The organism is Streptomyces tamarix (genome assembly GCF_032423885.1).
Classification (GTDB): domain Bacteria; phylum Actinomycetota; class Actinomycetes; order Streptomycetales; family Streptomycetaceae; genus Streptomyces; species Streptomyces tamarix.
The window spans coordinates 160,832-174,122 of record NZ_JAWCTQ010000006.1 but is presented as its reverse complement, the minus strand read 5'-3'; the positions used below and the strand labels follow the sequence as shown (position 1 = coordinate 174,122).

Genomic DNA, 13,291 nt, shown 5'->3' with positions numbered 1-13,291 from the left:
TGACCGGGCAGCCGGAGCGATCCGGCGCTCGGCGTGACCGGGCACTCGGGACGATCCGGTGCCCGGCGTGTCCGGGTGCCGGGACCCCGCTCTCAGGCGGGGGAGCCACCGATCTCGGCGTACCGCTGGATCCAGGCGTGCATGGCGATCGCCGCGGCGGCTCCCGCGTTGATGGAGCGGGTCGAGCCGAATTGGGCGATGGAGCACACCATCCGGGCGTGCTTCCGGGCCTCCTCGGTGAGGCCCGGCCCCTCCTGCCCGAACAGCAGCACGCAGCGGCGGGGCAGCTCGGTGCGCTCCAGGGGCACCGCGCCCGGCAGGTTGTCGATGCCGATGATCGGCAGGCCCTCCGCCGCGGCCCAGGCCGTCAGCGACTCGGTGTCGGGGTGGTGGCGCACGTGCTGGTACCGGTCGGTGACCATCGCGCCGCGCCGGTTCCAGCGGCGGCGCCCGACGATGTGGACCTCCTTCGCCAGGAAGGCGTTGGCGGTCCGGACGACCGACCCGATGTTGAAGTCGTGGCCCCAGTTCTCCACCGCCACGTGGAAGTCGTGGCGGCGGGTGTCCAGGTCGGCGACGATCGCCTCGCGCGTCCAGTACCGGTAGCGGTCGACGACGTTGCGCCGGTCGCCCCCGGCGAGCAGCTCGGGGTCGTACCGCTCGTCCCGCGGCCAGGGCAGGGGGTGCGGCCCGACGCCGACCTCGGGGCCGTAGCCGTCGTCGTACTGGAGGGGGGTGTCCGCCTGGGTCTCGCTGCTCACCCGACGAGGGTACGGGGAGCCGGCGCGTCCGGTACGGGGCCCCGTTCCCCCGCCCCCGCGGCCCGGCCGGGGCGCAGCCGCCCCCCGGCGCGACGGACCCGGCCCTCCAGCCACAACAGGAAGGCCGTCGGCAGGAAGACGGCGTCCGCGGTGATCATGGCGAGGGAGAAGAACGGCAGCCCGAGCAGCAGCGCGATCCCCGCGTGCTCCAGCATCATCGCCGCGAGCAGCACGTTCTTGACCCGGCGGTTGAAGAGGGTGAACGGGAAGGCCACCTGCACGATCACCGTGCCGTAGGTGATGACCATGACCACCAGGCTGGCGCCGGCCAGCAGGTCGGACAGGACGGGCCACGGGCTGAAGTAGTCCAGCTTCAGCGGGTAGTACAGGGCGGTGCCGTCCTGCCAGCGCGAGCCCTGAATCTTGTACCAGCCGGCCGTCGCGTAGATCAGGCACACCTCGGCCATGATCACCGCGAGGGTGGCGTTGTGCAGCAGGTTGGCGAGGACGTCGAGCAGGACGCGCGGCTGGCCGGGGGCGAAGCGGCACACCAGCCACCACGCTCCCTGGGCGAGCCACAGCAGCCCCAGCAGCACGACGATCCACGGCTCGCCGCTCCTGTCGCGGAACAGCAGGACCGCCACGAGGCCGAGGCCCAGCACCGTCCACAGCGCCACCCCGGTCGGGTCGGAGCCCGCCCCGGCGGGGCGGCGGGCCCGGCGGCGCGCGTCCAGCGACCAGACGCGTCCGCAGCGGGTGAGGACGAGGTAGATCGCCATGAGGTGGATGACGTTGTCACCGCCGTCGCCCATGAAGACGGAGCGATTCTGCAGCGAGAGGACGCCCACCATGAACAGCGCCGACGTGGCCCGGGTGCGCCAGCCGACCAGCAGCAGGGCGCTGGACAGCACGGCGACCGCGTAGACGACCTCGAACCACAGGGCGGAGTCCGTCCACATCAGGACGGTGAAGGAGTGGTTGTCCGCGATCAGTTGCCGCGCCATGTGCCAGCCCCACGGGCTCTCGGGCCCGTACAGCTCGTGGCGGTGGGGGAACTCGCGGAGGAGGAAGAACAGCCAGGTCGCGGCGAAGCCGATCCGGACGACGGCGGTCTGGTACGGGCCGAGGACGGTGCCCGTGAGCCGCTGGACGGCCCTGGCGAGGCGCCGGTCGGGGCTCTCGCGGCGGTCCGCGGGCCGGGAGGTGCTGGTCGGGTTCACCGGGCCTCCTCCGCTGCGCGTCCGCCCGTCGCGCCGCCCGGCAGGTCGGCGGCGGTCACGGTCCACCAGGGCAGGAGCCGGTAGTACGTCCGCGTGTCGGTCTTCTCGCGGCTCCACGGCGGGGCGGCGACGCCCGTGGTCGACGAGCGCATCTGTATCCGCTCGACCTTCCCGCCCAGTCGGTGGTCCTCCAGCCGCGACATGGCGATGCGGCGTATGTAGCGCTCGGAGAGGCCGGCGCGCAGGCTGTTCGCCCGGTCGTCGTCGCCGTGCTGGTTGGCGTAGAAGTCCCAGGCGCGGCGCAGCTCGTTCTGCTGCACGTGGCTGGGGAAGGGGTTGCCGTGGATCGCCTCGGCGTCCTCGGCGGTCAGGTCGATCCACGGGGTGACCCGACGGGTGCCGTCGCGGACCACCTCGGCGCGGACCTGGACCGCGATGTTCTGCTGGAGCGGGTTGGGCGCGAAGAGCTTCCAGTTCTGCTCGAACTCCGGCATGACCCAGGCGTCGACGGTTTCGCCGTGCTGTTTGGTCAGTGTGTTCGACGGCGCGACGTGGAGGAACACCACGCCCACGTGGAAGCAGGCGACCAGACCGATCACCGCGAGGGCGACGGCACCCACCACCTGGTACGGCAGGGAGAGCGCCGCCAACCCGGCGTGATCAGGGCTTTCGCCGCCGACAGCGCCCCCGGCGCGTCCGCGCCGTTCGTCGTACGACTCCATCCCGCCCCGTTCCGCGTCTCTCCACCCCGGTTTTCCACAGGGTTGACACCATACGGGCCGCCGACTCACCATTGAAGTCATTCAACCGAACGATCGGTCGGTAGGGGGCCCGATGACGGCAGTGACGGCGAACTCGCAGGAGGCGTACGAGGCGGTGTTCAACGCCGCCGTGGCCGCCGACGAGCGCATCGAACCGCGCGACTGGATGCCGGAGGCGTACCGCACCACGCTGATCCGGCAGATCGCCCAGCACGCCCACTCCGAGATCATCGGCATGCAGCCCGAGGCGAACTGGATCACGCGTGCGCCCTCCCTGCGCCGCAAGGCGATCCTGATGGCCAAGGTCCAGGACGAGGCGGGGCACGGCCTGTACCTGTACAGCGCAGCCGAGACCCTGGGCGTCAGCCGGGACGAGCTGCTGGACAAGCTCCACTCGGGCCGCCAGAAGTATTCGTCGATCTTCAACTACCCCACGTTGACCTGGGCCGACGTCGGCGCGATCGGCTGGCTCGTCGACGGCGCCGCGATCACCAACCAGGTGCCGCTGTGCCGCTGCTCCTACGGGCCGTACGCCCGCGCGATGATCCGGGTCTGCAAGGAGGAGTCCTTCCACCAGCGCCAGGGGTACGAGGCGCTGCTCGCCCTCTCGCGGGGCACGCCGGCGCAGCACGAGATGGCGCAGGACGCCGTCAACCGCTGGTGGTGGCCGTCGCTGATGATGTTCGGCCCGCCCGACGACGAATCGGCGCACTCCGCGCAGTCCATGGCCTGGAAGATCAAGCGCCACTCCAACGACGAGCTGCGCCAGCGCTTCGTCGACATCTGCGTCCCGCAGGCCGAGTCCCTGGGCCTGACCCTCCCCGACCCCGACCTCCGGTGGAACGAGGAGCGGGGCCACTACGACTTCGGCGCGATCGACTGGACCGAGTTCCGCGAGGTCCTCAAGGGCAACGGTCCGTGCAACGAACAGCGGATCACCCAGCGCCGCCGCGCCCATGAAGAGGGAGCCTGGGTCAGGGAGGCGGCGGCCGCGTACGCCGCGAAGCAGCGCGATCGGAACAAGGGCGACGAGTCCGGGAACACCGGGGAGGCGACGGCATGACGACCAGCGACTGGCCGCTGTGGGAGGTGTTCGTCCGCTCGCGCCGCGGGCTGTCCCACACGCACGCGGGAAGCCTGCACGCCCCGGACGCCGAAATGGCCCTGCGCAACGCCCGCGACCTGTACACCCGGCGCAGCGAGGGCGTTTCCATCTGGGTCGTCCCCGCCACCGCGATCACCGCGTCGTCACCGGACGAGAAGGACCCGTTCTTCGAACCGTCCGCCGACAAGCCCTACCGACACCCGACGTTCTATGAGATCCCCGAGGGGGTGCAGCACCTGTGACGACCTCCCTGAACACCGCGGCCCTCGCCCTCGGCGACGACGCGCTGGTGCTGTCCCACCGGCTGGGGGAGTGGGCGGGCCACGCGCCCGTGCTGGAGGAGGAGGTCGCCCTCGCCAACATCGCGCTGGACCTGCTCGGACAGGCCCGCGTCCTGCTCTCCCTCGTCGCAGACGAGGACGAACTGGCCTTCCTCCGGGAGGAGCGGGCCTTCCGCAACGCCCAGCTCGTCGAGCAGCCGAACGGCGACTTCGCCCACACCATCGCCCGCCAACTGTACTTCTCCACCTACCAGCGCCTGCTGTACGGCCGGCTCGCGGCCACTGACGCGCGCCCGGGTGACGAGGGCCACGAGGCGCTGCGGGGCCTGGCCGCGAAGGCGGTCAAGGAGGTCGCCTACCACCAGGACCACGCCGAGCAGTGGACGCTCCGGCTCGGTGACGGCACCCCCGAGAGTCATGACCGGATGCGGACGGCCTGTGCCGCGCTGTGGCGCTTCACCGGCGAGCTGTTCCAGCCCGTCGAGGGCGTCGACGTCGACTGGCGGGAGCTGGAGGCCGACTGGCTGACGTCGGTCTCCGCCGTGCTGGACCGGGCGACCCTCCCCCTCCCCGAGGGACCCCGGGCGACGGCGTGGAGCGCGGGCGCCGGACGGCAGGGCGTGCACACCGAGCCGTTCGGGCGGATGCTCGCCGAGATGCAGCATCTGCACCGCAGCCACCCAGGGGCGTCATGGTGACCATGACGCCGCTCGAGGAGGAGCTGAGCCGCCTGGCCGGTTCGGTCCCCGATCCCGAGATGCCCGTGCTCACTCTGGAGGAGCTGGGCGTGCTGAGGGGCGTGCGGGTCCTCGGCCCCGGCAGGGTCGAGGTCGAGCTGACCCCCACGTACACCGGTTGCCCGGCGATCGAGGCGATGACCTCGGACATCGAACGGGTCCTCCACGACCGAGGCATGGTGGAGGTCTCGGTCCTCACGGTCCTCTCCCCCGCCTGGTCCACGGACGACATCAGTGACGAGGGGCGGCGCAAGCTCGCCGAGTTCGGCATAGCCCCGCCCCGGCCGCAGTGGCATTCCGGTGGGCCCGTGCCGCTCACGCTCGCCATCCGCTGCCCGCACTGCGGCTCGACCGACACCGAGCTGCTGAGCAGGTTCTCCTCGACCGCGTGCAAGTCGCTGCGTCGCTGCGCCTCCTGCCGCGAACCCTTCGACCACTTCAAGGAGTTGTAGATGTTCCATCCGCTCCGGGTGAGTGGGGTCGAGCGGCTCACGGACGATTCGGTGGCCGTCTCCTTCGCCCTCCCGCCAGAGCTGCGGGAGGCGTTCCGCCACGTCCCCGGCCAGCACGTGACGATGCGTCGGGCCTCCACCGGCGACGAGGAGATCCGCCGTACGTACTCGATCTGCTCACCCGCCGCCGGTCCGGGAGAGGACCCGGTGCTGCGCGTCGGCATCCGGCTCGTCGAGGGCGGCGAGTTCTCCACCTACGCCCTGAAGCAACTCGCCGTCGGGGACACGGTGGAGGTCATGGAGCCGACGGGCAGGTTCGTCCTGCCACCGCGGCCCGGGCACTTCGCGGCGATCGTCGGCGGCAGCGGCATCACCCCCGTGCTGTCGATCGCGGCGACGCTGCTGGCGCGGGAGCCGCGGGCCCGCTTCTGCCTCATACGGAGCGACCGCACGGCCGCGTCGACGATGTTCCTCGACGAGGTCGCCGACCTGAAGGACCGCTACCCCGACCGCTTCCAGTTGGTCACGGTGCTGTCCCGTGAGGAGCAGCAGACCGGGTTGCCGTCCGGCCGGCTGGACGAGGAACGGCTGTCCCGCCTCCTCCCGGCGCTGCTGGCAGTGGACGACGTGGACGGTTGGTTCCTGTGCGGGCCGTTCGGGCTGGTCCAGGGTGCCGAGCGGGCGCTGCGGGGCCTCGGCGTGCCGAGGGACCGGGTCCACCAGGAGGTCTTCCACGTGGACGGCGGCTTGTCGCCGGTCCGCCGGCCGGCCTCGGGCGGGGCGCCGGCGGCCACGCTGACGGCGACCCTGGACGGCCGGTCCGGGACGTGGCCGGTGCGGGAGGGCGAGGCCCTGCTGGAGACCGTGCTGCGCGGCCGGTCGGACGCGCCGTACGCCTGCAAGGGCGGCGTCTGCGGTACGTGCCGGGCCTTCCTCGTCTCGGGCGAGGTGCGGATGGACCGCAACTACGCGCTGGAGACCGAAGAGACGGACGCCGGCTACGTACTGGCGTGCCAGTCGCACCCGATGACACCGGAGGTCGAACTCGACTTCGACCGGTGAGACGGGCGGGCGGCGGTGACGGTGGCGGACACGCGCCGGCCCACCCGCCCGGTTCCTCACGACCGCTCGGCTCCCCGCCGCCGTTCGAAACCTCGCGGCCACCCGGCCCTTCGCCGTTGCCCGGCTCCCCGCAGCCGGCGGTTACGCGACGGCCGCGGGACCGCCGTGCTCGCTCACCATCGGGCGTCCGGCGCTCTCCCAGGCGAGCATGCCGCCGTCGACGTTCACCGCGTCGATCCCCTGCTGCACCAGGTACTGCGTGACCTGCGCGGACCGGCCGCCGACCCGGCACATCACATAGGCGCGCCGTCCGTCGGCCACCGCCTCCGTCACCTCGCCGAAGCGGGCGACGAACTCGCTCATCGGTACGTGCAGGGCACCCTCGACGTGCCCGGCGGCCCACTCGTCGTCCTCCCTCACGTCGAGGACCAGGGCGTCACCCGGCACGGACGCGGCGTCCACGACGGGCAGCGGTGCGAAGTTCATGGGGGTCATTCCTTCTCTTCGGGCAGGTACGGGGAGGTCGTCAGCGCCGCGAGCTCGGCCTCGCGCTCGGAGACCTGGGCCAGCAGCTGTTCGGCGACCTCGTCGAGGAGCCGGTCGGGGTCGTCGGGCGCCATCCGCAGCATCGCACCGATCGCGCTCTCCTCCAGCTCGCGCGCGACGACCGTCAGCAGTTCCTTGCGCTGCGCCAGCCAGTCCAGACGGGCGTACAGCTCCTCGCTCTCGCTGACCGGCGGCTCGGCGGGTGCCGGCCCCGCCTCCCACTCGCCGGCGAGCTGCCGCAGCAGCGCCTCGTCACCGCGGGCGTACGCGGTGTTGACGCGCGTGATGAACTCGTCGCGCCGTTTGCGCTCCGCCTCCTCGGCGGCCAGGTCGGGATGCGCCTTGCGGACGAGGTCCCGGTAGAGCTTGCGCGCCTCGTCGCTGGGACGCACCCGCCGGGGCGCCTGCACGGGCTGTTCGTTCAGCATCGCGGCGGCCTCCGGGGACAGGCCCTCGGAGTCGATCCAGCTGTGGAAGAGTTCGTCGACCCCAGGCATCGGCATCACCACGGCCCGGGCCTCCTGCGCCTTGCGCAGGTCCTCCGGATCGCCGGTGCGCGCCGCCCGCGCCTCCGCGATCAGCGCGTCCAGCTCGTCGAGGCGCGCGTACATCGGACCGAGCCGCTGGTGGTGCAGCCGGGAGAAGTTCTCCACCTCGATCCGGAAGCTCTCCACCGCGATCTCGAACTCGATCAGCGCCTGCTCCGCCGCCCGCACGGCACGGGCGAGCCGCGCCTCCGGAGCCTCCTGCGGCCCGGCGGCCTCGGCGGCACCGGGCGCGGCGGCACCGGCCTCCGTGGGCGGGGGGCCCTGCTGCTCGGGCTTCCGGTGCCGCTCGGCGGCAGCGGCCTCCTCCACGGGGGCGCCGGTCAGGTCGTCGCTCGGGGTCGTCACCTGTCCAGACTACGGGCGACCGGCGCCCAACCCGTCATACGCCCAGCTCGGCGGCGACACGTCCGGCCCGGACGGCCGTGACCAGGTCGGCGTGGTCGGCCTCGGTGCGGTCCGCGTACGCCACGGCGAAGGCGGCGAAGGCCGTGTCCAGCTCGTCGTTCTTGCCGCAGTACGCCGCTACGATCCGCGGGTCGGCGCTGTGGGCGTGCGCCCTCGCCAACAGGGCGCCGGTCATCCGCCCGTAGTCGTCGATCTGGTCGGCCGCCAGCGCCGCCGGGTCGACGCTGCCCTTCCGGTTGCGGAACTGCCGGACCTGGTACGGCCGCCCCTCGACGGTCGTCCAGCCGAGCAGGCTGTCGCTGACGACCTGCATCCGCTTCTGTCCCAGCACGACCCGGCGCCCCTCATGCCCGGCCGCCCCGGCCTCGAACCCGGCCTCGGGCAGGTACGGCACCAGCGCCGAGGGCCTGGCCTCCTTCACCTGGAGCACCAGCGGCTCCCCCCGGTGGTCCAGGAGCAACACCACGTACGACCGGGTGCCCACGCTGCCCGTGCCGACGACGCGGAACGCCACGTCCTGGATCGCGTACCGGGCGAGCAGCGGCAGCCGGTCCGGCGGCAGCGTCTCCAGGTACGGGCCCAGGGCGGAGGCGACCGCGGCGGCCTCGGCGTCCGGCACGCGCGACAGCACCGGCGGGGCGTCCACGAACCGCCGCGAGCCGTCCTCGCAGATCTCCGTCGCCTTCGCGGCGAACCGGGCGCTCGTGTTCCCGCGCGCCTTCTCCGACACCCGCTCCAGCGTGCCGAGCAGGTCCCGCGCGTCCGTGTACGAGACGAGTTCCTCGTCGGCGATGGCGTTCCACGCGTCCAGCACCGGCATCCGCGCCAGCAGCCGCATGGTCCGCCGGTAGGCGCCCACCGCGTCGTACGCGGCCGCCCGGCACACGTCCTCGTCGGCCCCGGCCTCCCGACCGGCCAGCACCAGGGACGTCGCGAGCCGCTTGACGTCCCACTCCCAGGGGCCGACCACGGTCTCGTCGAAGTCGTTCAGGTCGATGACCAGCCGGCCGCTCGCGTCGCCGTACAGGCCGAAGTTCGCCGCGTGCGCGTCGCCGCATATCTGCGCGCCCACGCCCGTCACCGGTGTGCCCGCGAGGTCGTGCGCCATCAGCCCGGCCGCACCGCGCAGGAACGCGAAGGGCGTCGCCGCCATGCGCCCGACCCGTATCGGTGCCAGTGCGGGCACCCGGTCGCGGCTCGACTCCTCGACCGCGCGCACCGCGTCGGGACGTCCGGCACGCAGCACCAGCGTGCCGTGCGCGGCGCGCGGCACCCGCCCGCGCAGGGCCTTGGCGTACGCCTTGGGCCCTTCGGCCCCGCCCGGTCCGTGCGTCCCGGCGGGGTGCCGCGCGAATCCCGGCACGACCGGGATCCGCTCCGCGTCGCCGCCCGTGTCCGCCGCGCCCGCGCCAATCGGCCCCGCCCCCACGCCCGTCGGCCCCGCACCCGCGCCGGCCGCGCCCGCGCCGCCACCCGTCCGCTGCGCGGGCACCACGGCCCGGTTCTCGTCCATACGCCCCCCATTCACGTGAAACAGACCGAACGTGCGACGACCGTACCCCCCTGTCCCCCACCCGTCTCCCCCTGTGGACAACCCGCACACGCCCCCGGCGCCCGCCGCCGCGTCCCCGGCCGCCCCGGCCTGCCACTGCTCACGAGACGGCGGTTCACCGCGCCGCCGCTCCCGCCACGGCGGACCGCCCAACGAGAAAGGGCCCCCACCCGGACCTTCGTCCTGGTGGAGACCCTGTCTCCTGTGGTGCGCGAGGGGGGAGTTGAACCCCCACGCCCTTGCGGGCACTGGAACCTGAATCCAGCGCGTCTGCCTATTCCGCCACCCGCGCATCGTCACCTCGGGCCCCACCTTGTTCGGTGCGACCGCCTGGCGACATCTGAAGATTAGCACGTCGCACGGGGTGGATTCACATCCGTTGTTTCGGGGCCCGGCGGGCAAACAAGGAAGAGGGGAGACGGCGGCACGGGCGGAAGCAGGCACACGCGGAAGCGGGCACACGCGGAAGCGGGCACACGCGGGACCGCGCGGAAGCGGGTACACGTTCCGTCCACCCGCCCGACCGCACACCACGCGCAGCACACACGTCGCACAGACCGCACACGCCACGCACTCCATGGAGACGTACATATGGACACCCCGCCACGGGACGACGGGAATGGACCGGCACGGAACGGAACGCCCCGCCCCCCGCTCATCCCGGCCGGGCCCCGGGTGCGGGACACTGTCCACAGGCCGCCTCTACGATCCGTACGGGAGATGTGAGAGGTGACACTCGTCCACAGGGCAGAGAAGGGGAACCAGCCGATTTCCCGACGCGTGGATACGATCAGTAAGCAGTACCAGGACGGCAACGACGGAGGAGGTGCCCCATGGGAGTCCTGAAGCGGTTCGAGCAGCGTCTCGAAGGCCTGGTCAACGGCACCTTCGCCAAGGTCTTCAAGTCCGAGGTCCAGCCCGTCGAGATCGCCGGGGCCCTCCAGCGCGAGTGCGACAACAACGCGACGATCTGGAACCGCGAGCGGACGGTCGTCCCCAACGACTTCATCGTCGAGCTGAGCGCGCCGGACTACGAGCGCCTCAGCCCGTACTCGGGCCAGCTCGGCGACGAGCTCGCCGGCCTCGTCAGGGACTACGCCAAGCAGCAGCGGTACACGTTCATGGGCCCCATCAAGGTCCACCTGGAGAAGGCCGACGACCTCGACACCGGCCTGTACCGGGTCCGCAGCCGCACCCTGGCGTCCAGCTCCTCGCAGTCGGCGCAGCCCGTCGACGGCGCGCACCCGGCCGGCCCGCCGCACGGCCAGGGCGGTCGCCCCGGCGGTTACGGCTACCCGCCGACCGGCGCGCCGCCGATGCCCGCCGCCCCGCCGCCGGGCGCCGGCGCCCCCGGCGGCGCGCACCGCCCCGGTCCCGCCGCGCACCGCCCGCCGGGCGCCTCCGGTCACGTGCCGGGCGCCGGCCAGGTGCGCCGCTGGATCGAGATCAACGGCACGCGCCACCAGATCTCCCGCCCCACCCTCGTGCTGGGCCGCAGCACCGACGCCGACGTACGGATCGACGACCCCGGCGTGTCCCGCCGCCACTGCGAGATCCGGACCGGAACGCCCTCGACGATCCAGGATCTCGGGTCCACCAACGGCATCGTGGTCGACGGGCAGCACACCACCCGCGCTACGCTCCGCGACGGCTCGCGGATCGTCGTGGGCAGTACCACCATCGTTTACCGGCAAGCCGAAGGGTGAAGCGGGGGCAATGTCAGAGCTGACCCTCACGGTCATGCGGTTGGGTTTCCTCGCCGTACTGTGGCTGTTCGTCATCGTGGCCGTCCAGGTCATCCGCAGCGACCTGTTCGGGACGCGGGTCACGCAGCGCGGTTCGCGCCGCGAGGGCGCGCGTCCGCAGCAGGGCGGCCGCCAGGGCGCGGCACCGCCGCAGCAGCGGCAGCGCCGCGGCGCCCCGACCAAGCTGGTCGTGTCCGAGGGCACGCTGGCCGGCACGACGGTCGCGCTCCAGGGCCAGACCATCACGCTGGGCCGGGCCCACGACTCCACGATCGTGTTGGACGACGACTACGCCTCCAGTCGGCATGCCAGGATCTACCCGGACCGTGACGGCCAGTGGATCGTCGAGGATCTCGGGTCCACGAACGGCACCTACCTCGACCGGACCCGACTCACCACACCGACCCCGATTCCGCTGGGCGCGCCGATCCGCATCGGCAAGACCGTCATCGAGCTGCGGAAGTAGTACGACAATGAGCGAGCGGAGCGAGCGAGCCGCAGCGGTCCCAGGGGACCGGAAGGGGCTCCCGACCGGAGGGTGGGCAGTGTGGCTCGAGACCGGCTGTACCCCGAGCCGACGGGTGAGGTGCGCATGAGTCTGTCACTGCGTTTCGCCGCCGGGTCGCACAAGGGCATGATCCGCGAGGGCAACGAGGACTCGGGCTACGCCGGACCCCGCCTGCTCGCGATCGCCGACGGCATGGGCGGCCAGGCCGCCGGCGAGGTCGCCTCCTCCGAAGTGATCTCCACGCTCGTCACCCTCGACGACGACGTCCCCGGCTCGGACATCCTCACCTCCCTCGGCACCGCGGTCCAGCGCGCCAACGACCAGCTGCGCATGATGGTCGAGGAGGACCCCCAGCTCGAAGGCATGGGGACCACCCTGACCGCCCTGCTGTGGACCGGCCAGCGGCTCGGCCTCGTCCACGTCGGCGACTCGCGCGCGTACCTCCTCCGCGACGGCGTCCTCACGCAGATCACCCAGGACCACACCTGGGTCCAGCGCCTCGTCGACGAGGGCCGGATCACCGAGGAAGAGGCCACCACCCACCCGCAGCGCTCCCTCCTGATGCGCGCGCTGGGCAGCGGCGACCACGTCGAGCCGGACCTGTCGATCCGCGAGGTCCGCGCCGGCGACCGGTACCTGATCTGCTCCGACGGCCTGTCGGGCGTCGTCTCCCACCAGACGATGGAGGAGACGCTCGCCGGCTACCAGGGCCCGCAGGAGACCGTCCAGGAGCTCATCCAGCTCGCCCTGCGCGGCGGCGGCCCCGACAACATCACCGTGATCGTCGCGGACGTCCTCGACGTGGACGGCGGCGACACCCTCGCCGGCCGGCTCAGCGACTCCCCGGTCGTCGTCGGCGCGGTCGCCGAGAACCAGCCGCAGCTCAACGACGGCGGCGCCATGCAGACCCCGGCGGGCCGCGCGTCCGGCCTCGGCCGGTCCGGGCAACCGCCGGCGGGCGGCTTCGGCCCGCCCGGCAGCGGCGACGGCATCGGCTACGGCGGCATGCCCCCCGAGGGCGGCGGCTACGGCGCGTACGGCGACGCCGACCTCAGCAAGCCGCGCCCCGGCCGCAAGTGGGCCAAGCGGATCTTCTTCGCGCTGCTGGTGGTCGCGCTCGTCGGCGGCGGTGCGTACGGCGGCTACCGCTGGACGCAGACGCAGTACTACGTCGGTGCGAACGACGGCCACGTCGCGCTGTACCGCGGCATCAGCCAGGACCTGGCGTGGCTGTCGCTGTCGAAGGTGGAGAAGGACCACCCCGACATCGAACTCAAGTACCTCCCCGCCTACCAGCAGAAGCAGGTCGAGGAGACGATCGCCGGCAGCAGCCTGGCGAAGGCCGAGGCCAAGATCAAGGAGCTGGGGGCCCAGGCGACCGCCTGCAGGAAGCAGGAGCAGGCCCGCGCGGCCGGCACGGCCCGCGCCACGACGCCTCCCAGCGAGGAGCAGGCCGGCGGCACCACGGGCTCCGCCGGCACCACCAAGCCCAAGCCCACGCCCACCACAGCCGTCCCCTCCCCGGGCCCCACCCTCACGGAGGACGAGAAGAGGCTGGCCTCGAACTGCGGCAAGCAGTAAGCACCCGTAGGGGGGCCTTTTCACCAC

The 13,291-nt window shown here is 72.6% G+C and carries 14 protein-coding genes and 1 tRNA gene; 8 read left to right on the top strand and 7 right to left on the bottom strand.

Annotated features, from left to right (window positions below; all coding sequences use genetic code 11):
* Window positions 1-92 precede the first annotated feature (92 nt).
* Genes RND61_RS07695 through RND61_RS07685 form a run of 3 tightly spaced genes read right to left on the bottom strand, consistent with a single transcriptional unit; the run spans window position 93 to window position 2,631 of the window.
* Window positions 93-761, bottom strand: a complete 669-nt coding sequence (locus tag RND61_RS07695; protein ID WP_315877044.1) for a TrmH family RNA methyltransferase — start codon at window positions 759-761, stop codon at window positions 93-95.
* Window positions 758-1,981, bottom strand: a complete 1,224-nt coding sequence (locus RND61_RS07690; protein WP_315877043.1) for an HTTM domain-containing protein — start codon at window positions 1,979-1,981, stop codon at window positions 758-760. The genes RND61_RS07695 and RND61_RS07690 overlap by 4 nt, the downstream gene beginning before the upstream one ends.
* A complete protein-coding gene (locus RND61_RS07685) occupies window positions 1,978-2,631 on the bottom strand; it encodes a DUF5819 family protein (protein WP_391653038.1) in 654 nt (217 codons plus the stop codon). The genes RND61_RS07690 and RND61_RS07685 overlap by 4 nt, the downstream gene beginning before the upstream one ends.
* 184 nt (window positions 2,632-2,815) lie before the next feature.
* Here RND61_RS07685 and paaA point away from each other — a divergent pair, with 184 nt between their 5' ends.
* The 5 genes from paaA to RND61_RS07660 are packed head-to-tail and all read left to right on the top strand — an operon-like array spanning window position 2,816 to window position 6,379.
* The gene (gene paaA / locus RND61_RS07680) at window positions 2,816-3,805 is read left to right on the top strand and encodes a 1,2-phenylacetyl-CoA epoxidase subunit PaaA (RefSeq protein ID WP_315877041.1); all 990 of its coding nucleotides are present in this window, start codon (window positions 2,816-2,818) and stop codon (window positions 3,803-3,805) included.
* Entirely contained in the window at window positions 3,802-4,089 is a 288-nt protein-coding gene (gene paaB, locus RND61_RS07675) for a 1,2-phenylacetyl-CoA epoxidase subunit PaaB (RefSeq protein WP_255138154.1), read from the top strand. Before paaA ends, paaB begins: the two co-directional genes overlap by 4 nt.
* Window positions 4,086-4,826, top strand: a complete 741-nt coding sequence (gene paaC / locus RND61_RS07670; protein ID WP_315877040.1) for a 1,2-phenylacetyl-CoA epoxidase subunit PaaC — start codon at window positions 4,086-4,088, stop codon at window positions 4,824-4,826. The genes paaB and paaC overlap by 4 nt, the downstream gene beginning before the upstream one ends.
* Window positions 4,820-5,317, top strand: coding sequence for a 1,2-phenylacetyl-CoA epoxidase subunit PaaD (paaD, locus tag RND61_RS07665; protein WP_315877039.1), 498 nt, complete (start codon window positions 4,820-4,822; stop codon window positions 5,315-5,317). The genes paaC and paaD overlap by 7 nt, the downstream gene beginning before the upstream one ends.
* Window positions 5,318-6,379: a 2Fe-2S iron-sulfur cluster-binding protein gene (locus RND61_RS07660; RefSeq protein WP_315877038.1), complete on the top strand. Its 1,062-nt coding sequence runs from the start codon at window positions 5,318-5,320 to the stop codon at window positions 6,377-6,379.
* Between the two features lie 141 nt (window positions 6,380-6,520).
* On the opposite strand, the gene RND61_RS07655 is transcribed toward RND61_RS07660, so the two are convergent.
* From RND61_RS07655 to RND61_RS07640, 4 genes are all read right to left on the bottom strand, one after another.
* Complete coding sequence (locus tag RND61_RS07655) at window positions 6,521-6,865, bottom strand: rhodanese-like domain-containing protein (RefSeq protein WP_315877037.1); 345 nt, start codon at window positions 6,863-6,865, stop codon at window positions 6,521-6,523.
* 5 nt (window positions 6,866-6,870) lie between these two features.
* Window positions 6,871-7,818, bottom strand: coding sequence for a hypothetical protein (locus RND61_RS07650; protein ID WP_391653035.1), 948 nt, complete (start codon window positions 7,816-7,818; stop codon window positions 6,871-6,873).
* 34 nt (window positions 7,819-7,852) lie between these two features.
* On the bottom strand, window positions 7,853-9,391 hold the full coding sequence (locus tag RND61_RS07645) for a DUF2252 domain-containing protein (protein ID WP_315877036.1): 1,539 nt from the start codon (window positions 9,389-9,391) through the stop codon (window positions 7,853-7,855).
* A 244-nt stretch (window positions 9,392-9,635) separates the two neighbouring features.
* Window positions 9,636-9,722 (bottom strand) — tRNA-Leu (locus RND61_RS07640).
* A 541-nt stretch (window positions 9,723-10,263) separates the two neighbouring features.
* Between RND61_RS07640 and RND61_RS07635 the strand changes: the two genes are divergently transcribed.
* From RND61_RS07635 to RND61_RS07625, 3 genes are all read left to right on the top strand, one after another.
* Window positions 10,264-11,136 (top strand): DUF3662 and FHA domain-containing protein, encoded by an 873-nt coding sequence (locus RND61_RS07635; protein ID WP_315877035.1) that lies wholly within the window; start codon window positions 10,264-10,266, stop codon window positions 11,134-11,136.
* Window positions 11,137-11,146: 10 nt separating this feature from the next.
* Window positions 11,147-11,641, top strand: coding sequence for an FHA domain-containing protein FhaB/FipA (locus RND61_RS07630; protein ID WP_315877034.1), 495 nt, complete (start codon window positions 11,147-11,149; stop codon window positions 11,639-11,641).
* A gap of 126 nt (window positions 11,642-11,767) precedes the next feature.
* Window positions 11,768-13,264: a Stp1/IreP family PP2C-type Ser/Thr phosphatase gene (locus RND61_RS07625; protein WP_315877033.1), complete on the top strand. Its 1,497-nt coding sequence runs from the start codon at window positions 11,768-11,770 to the stop codon at window positions 13,262-13,264.
* Window positions 13,265-13,291: the final 27 nt, after the last annotated feature.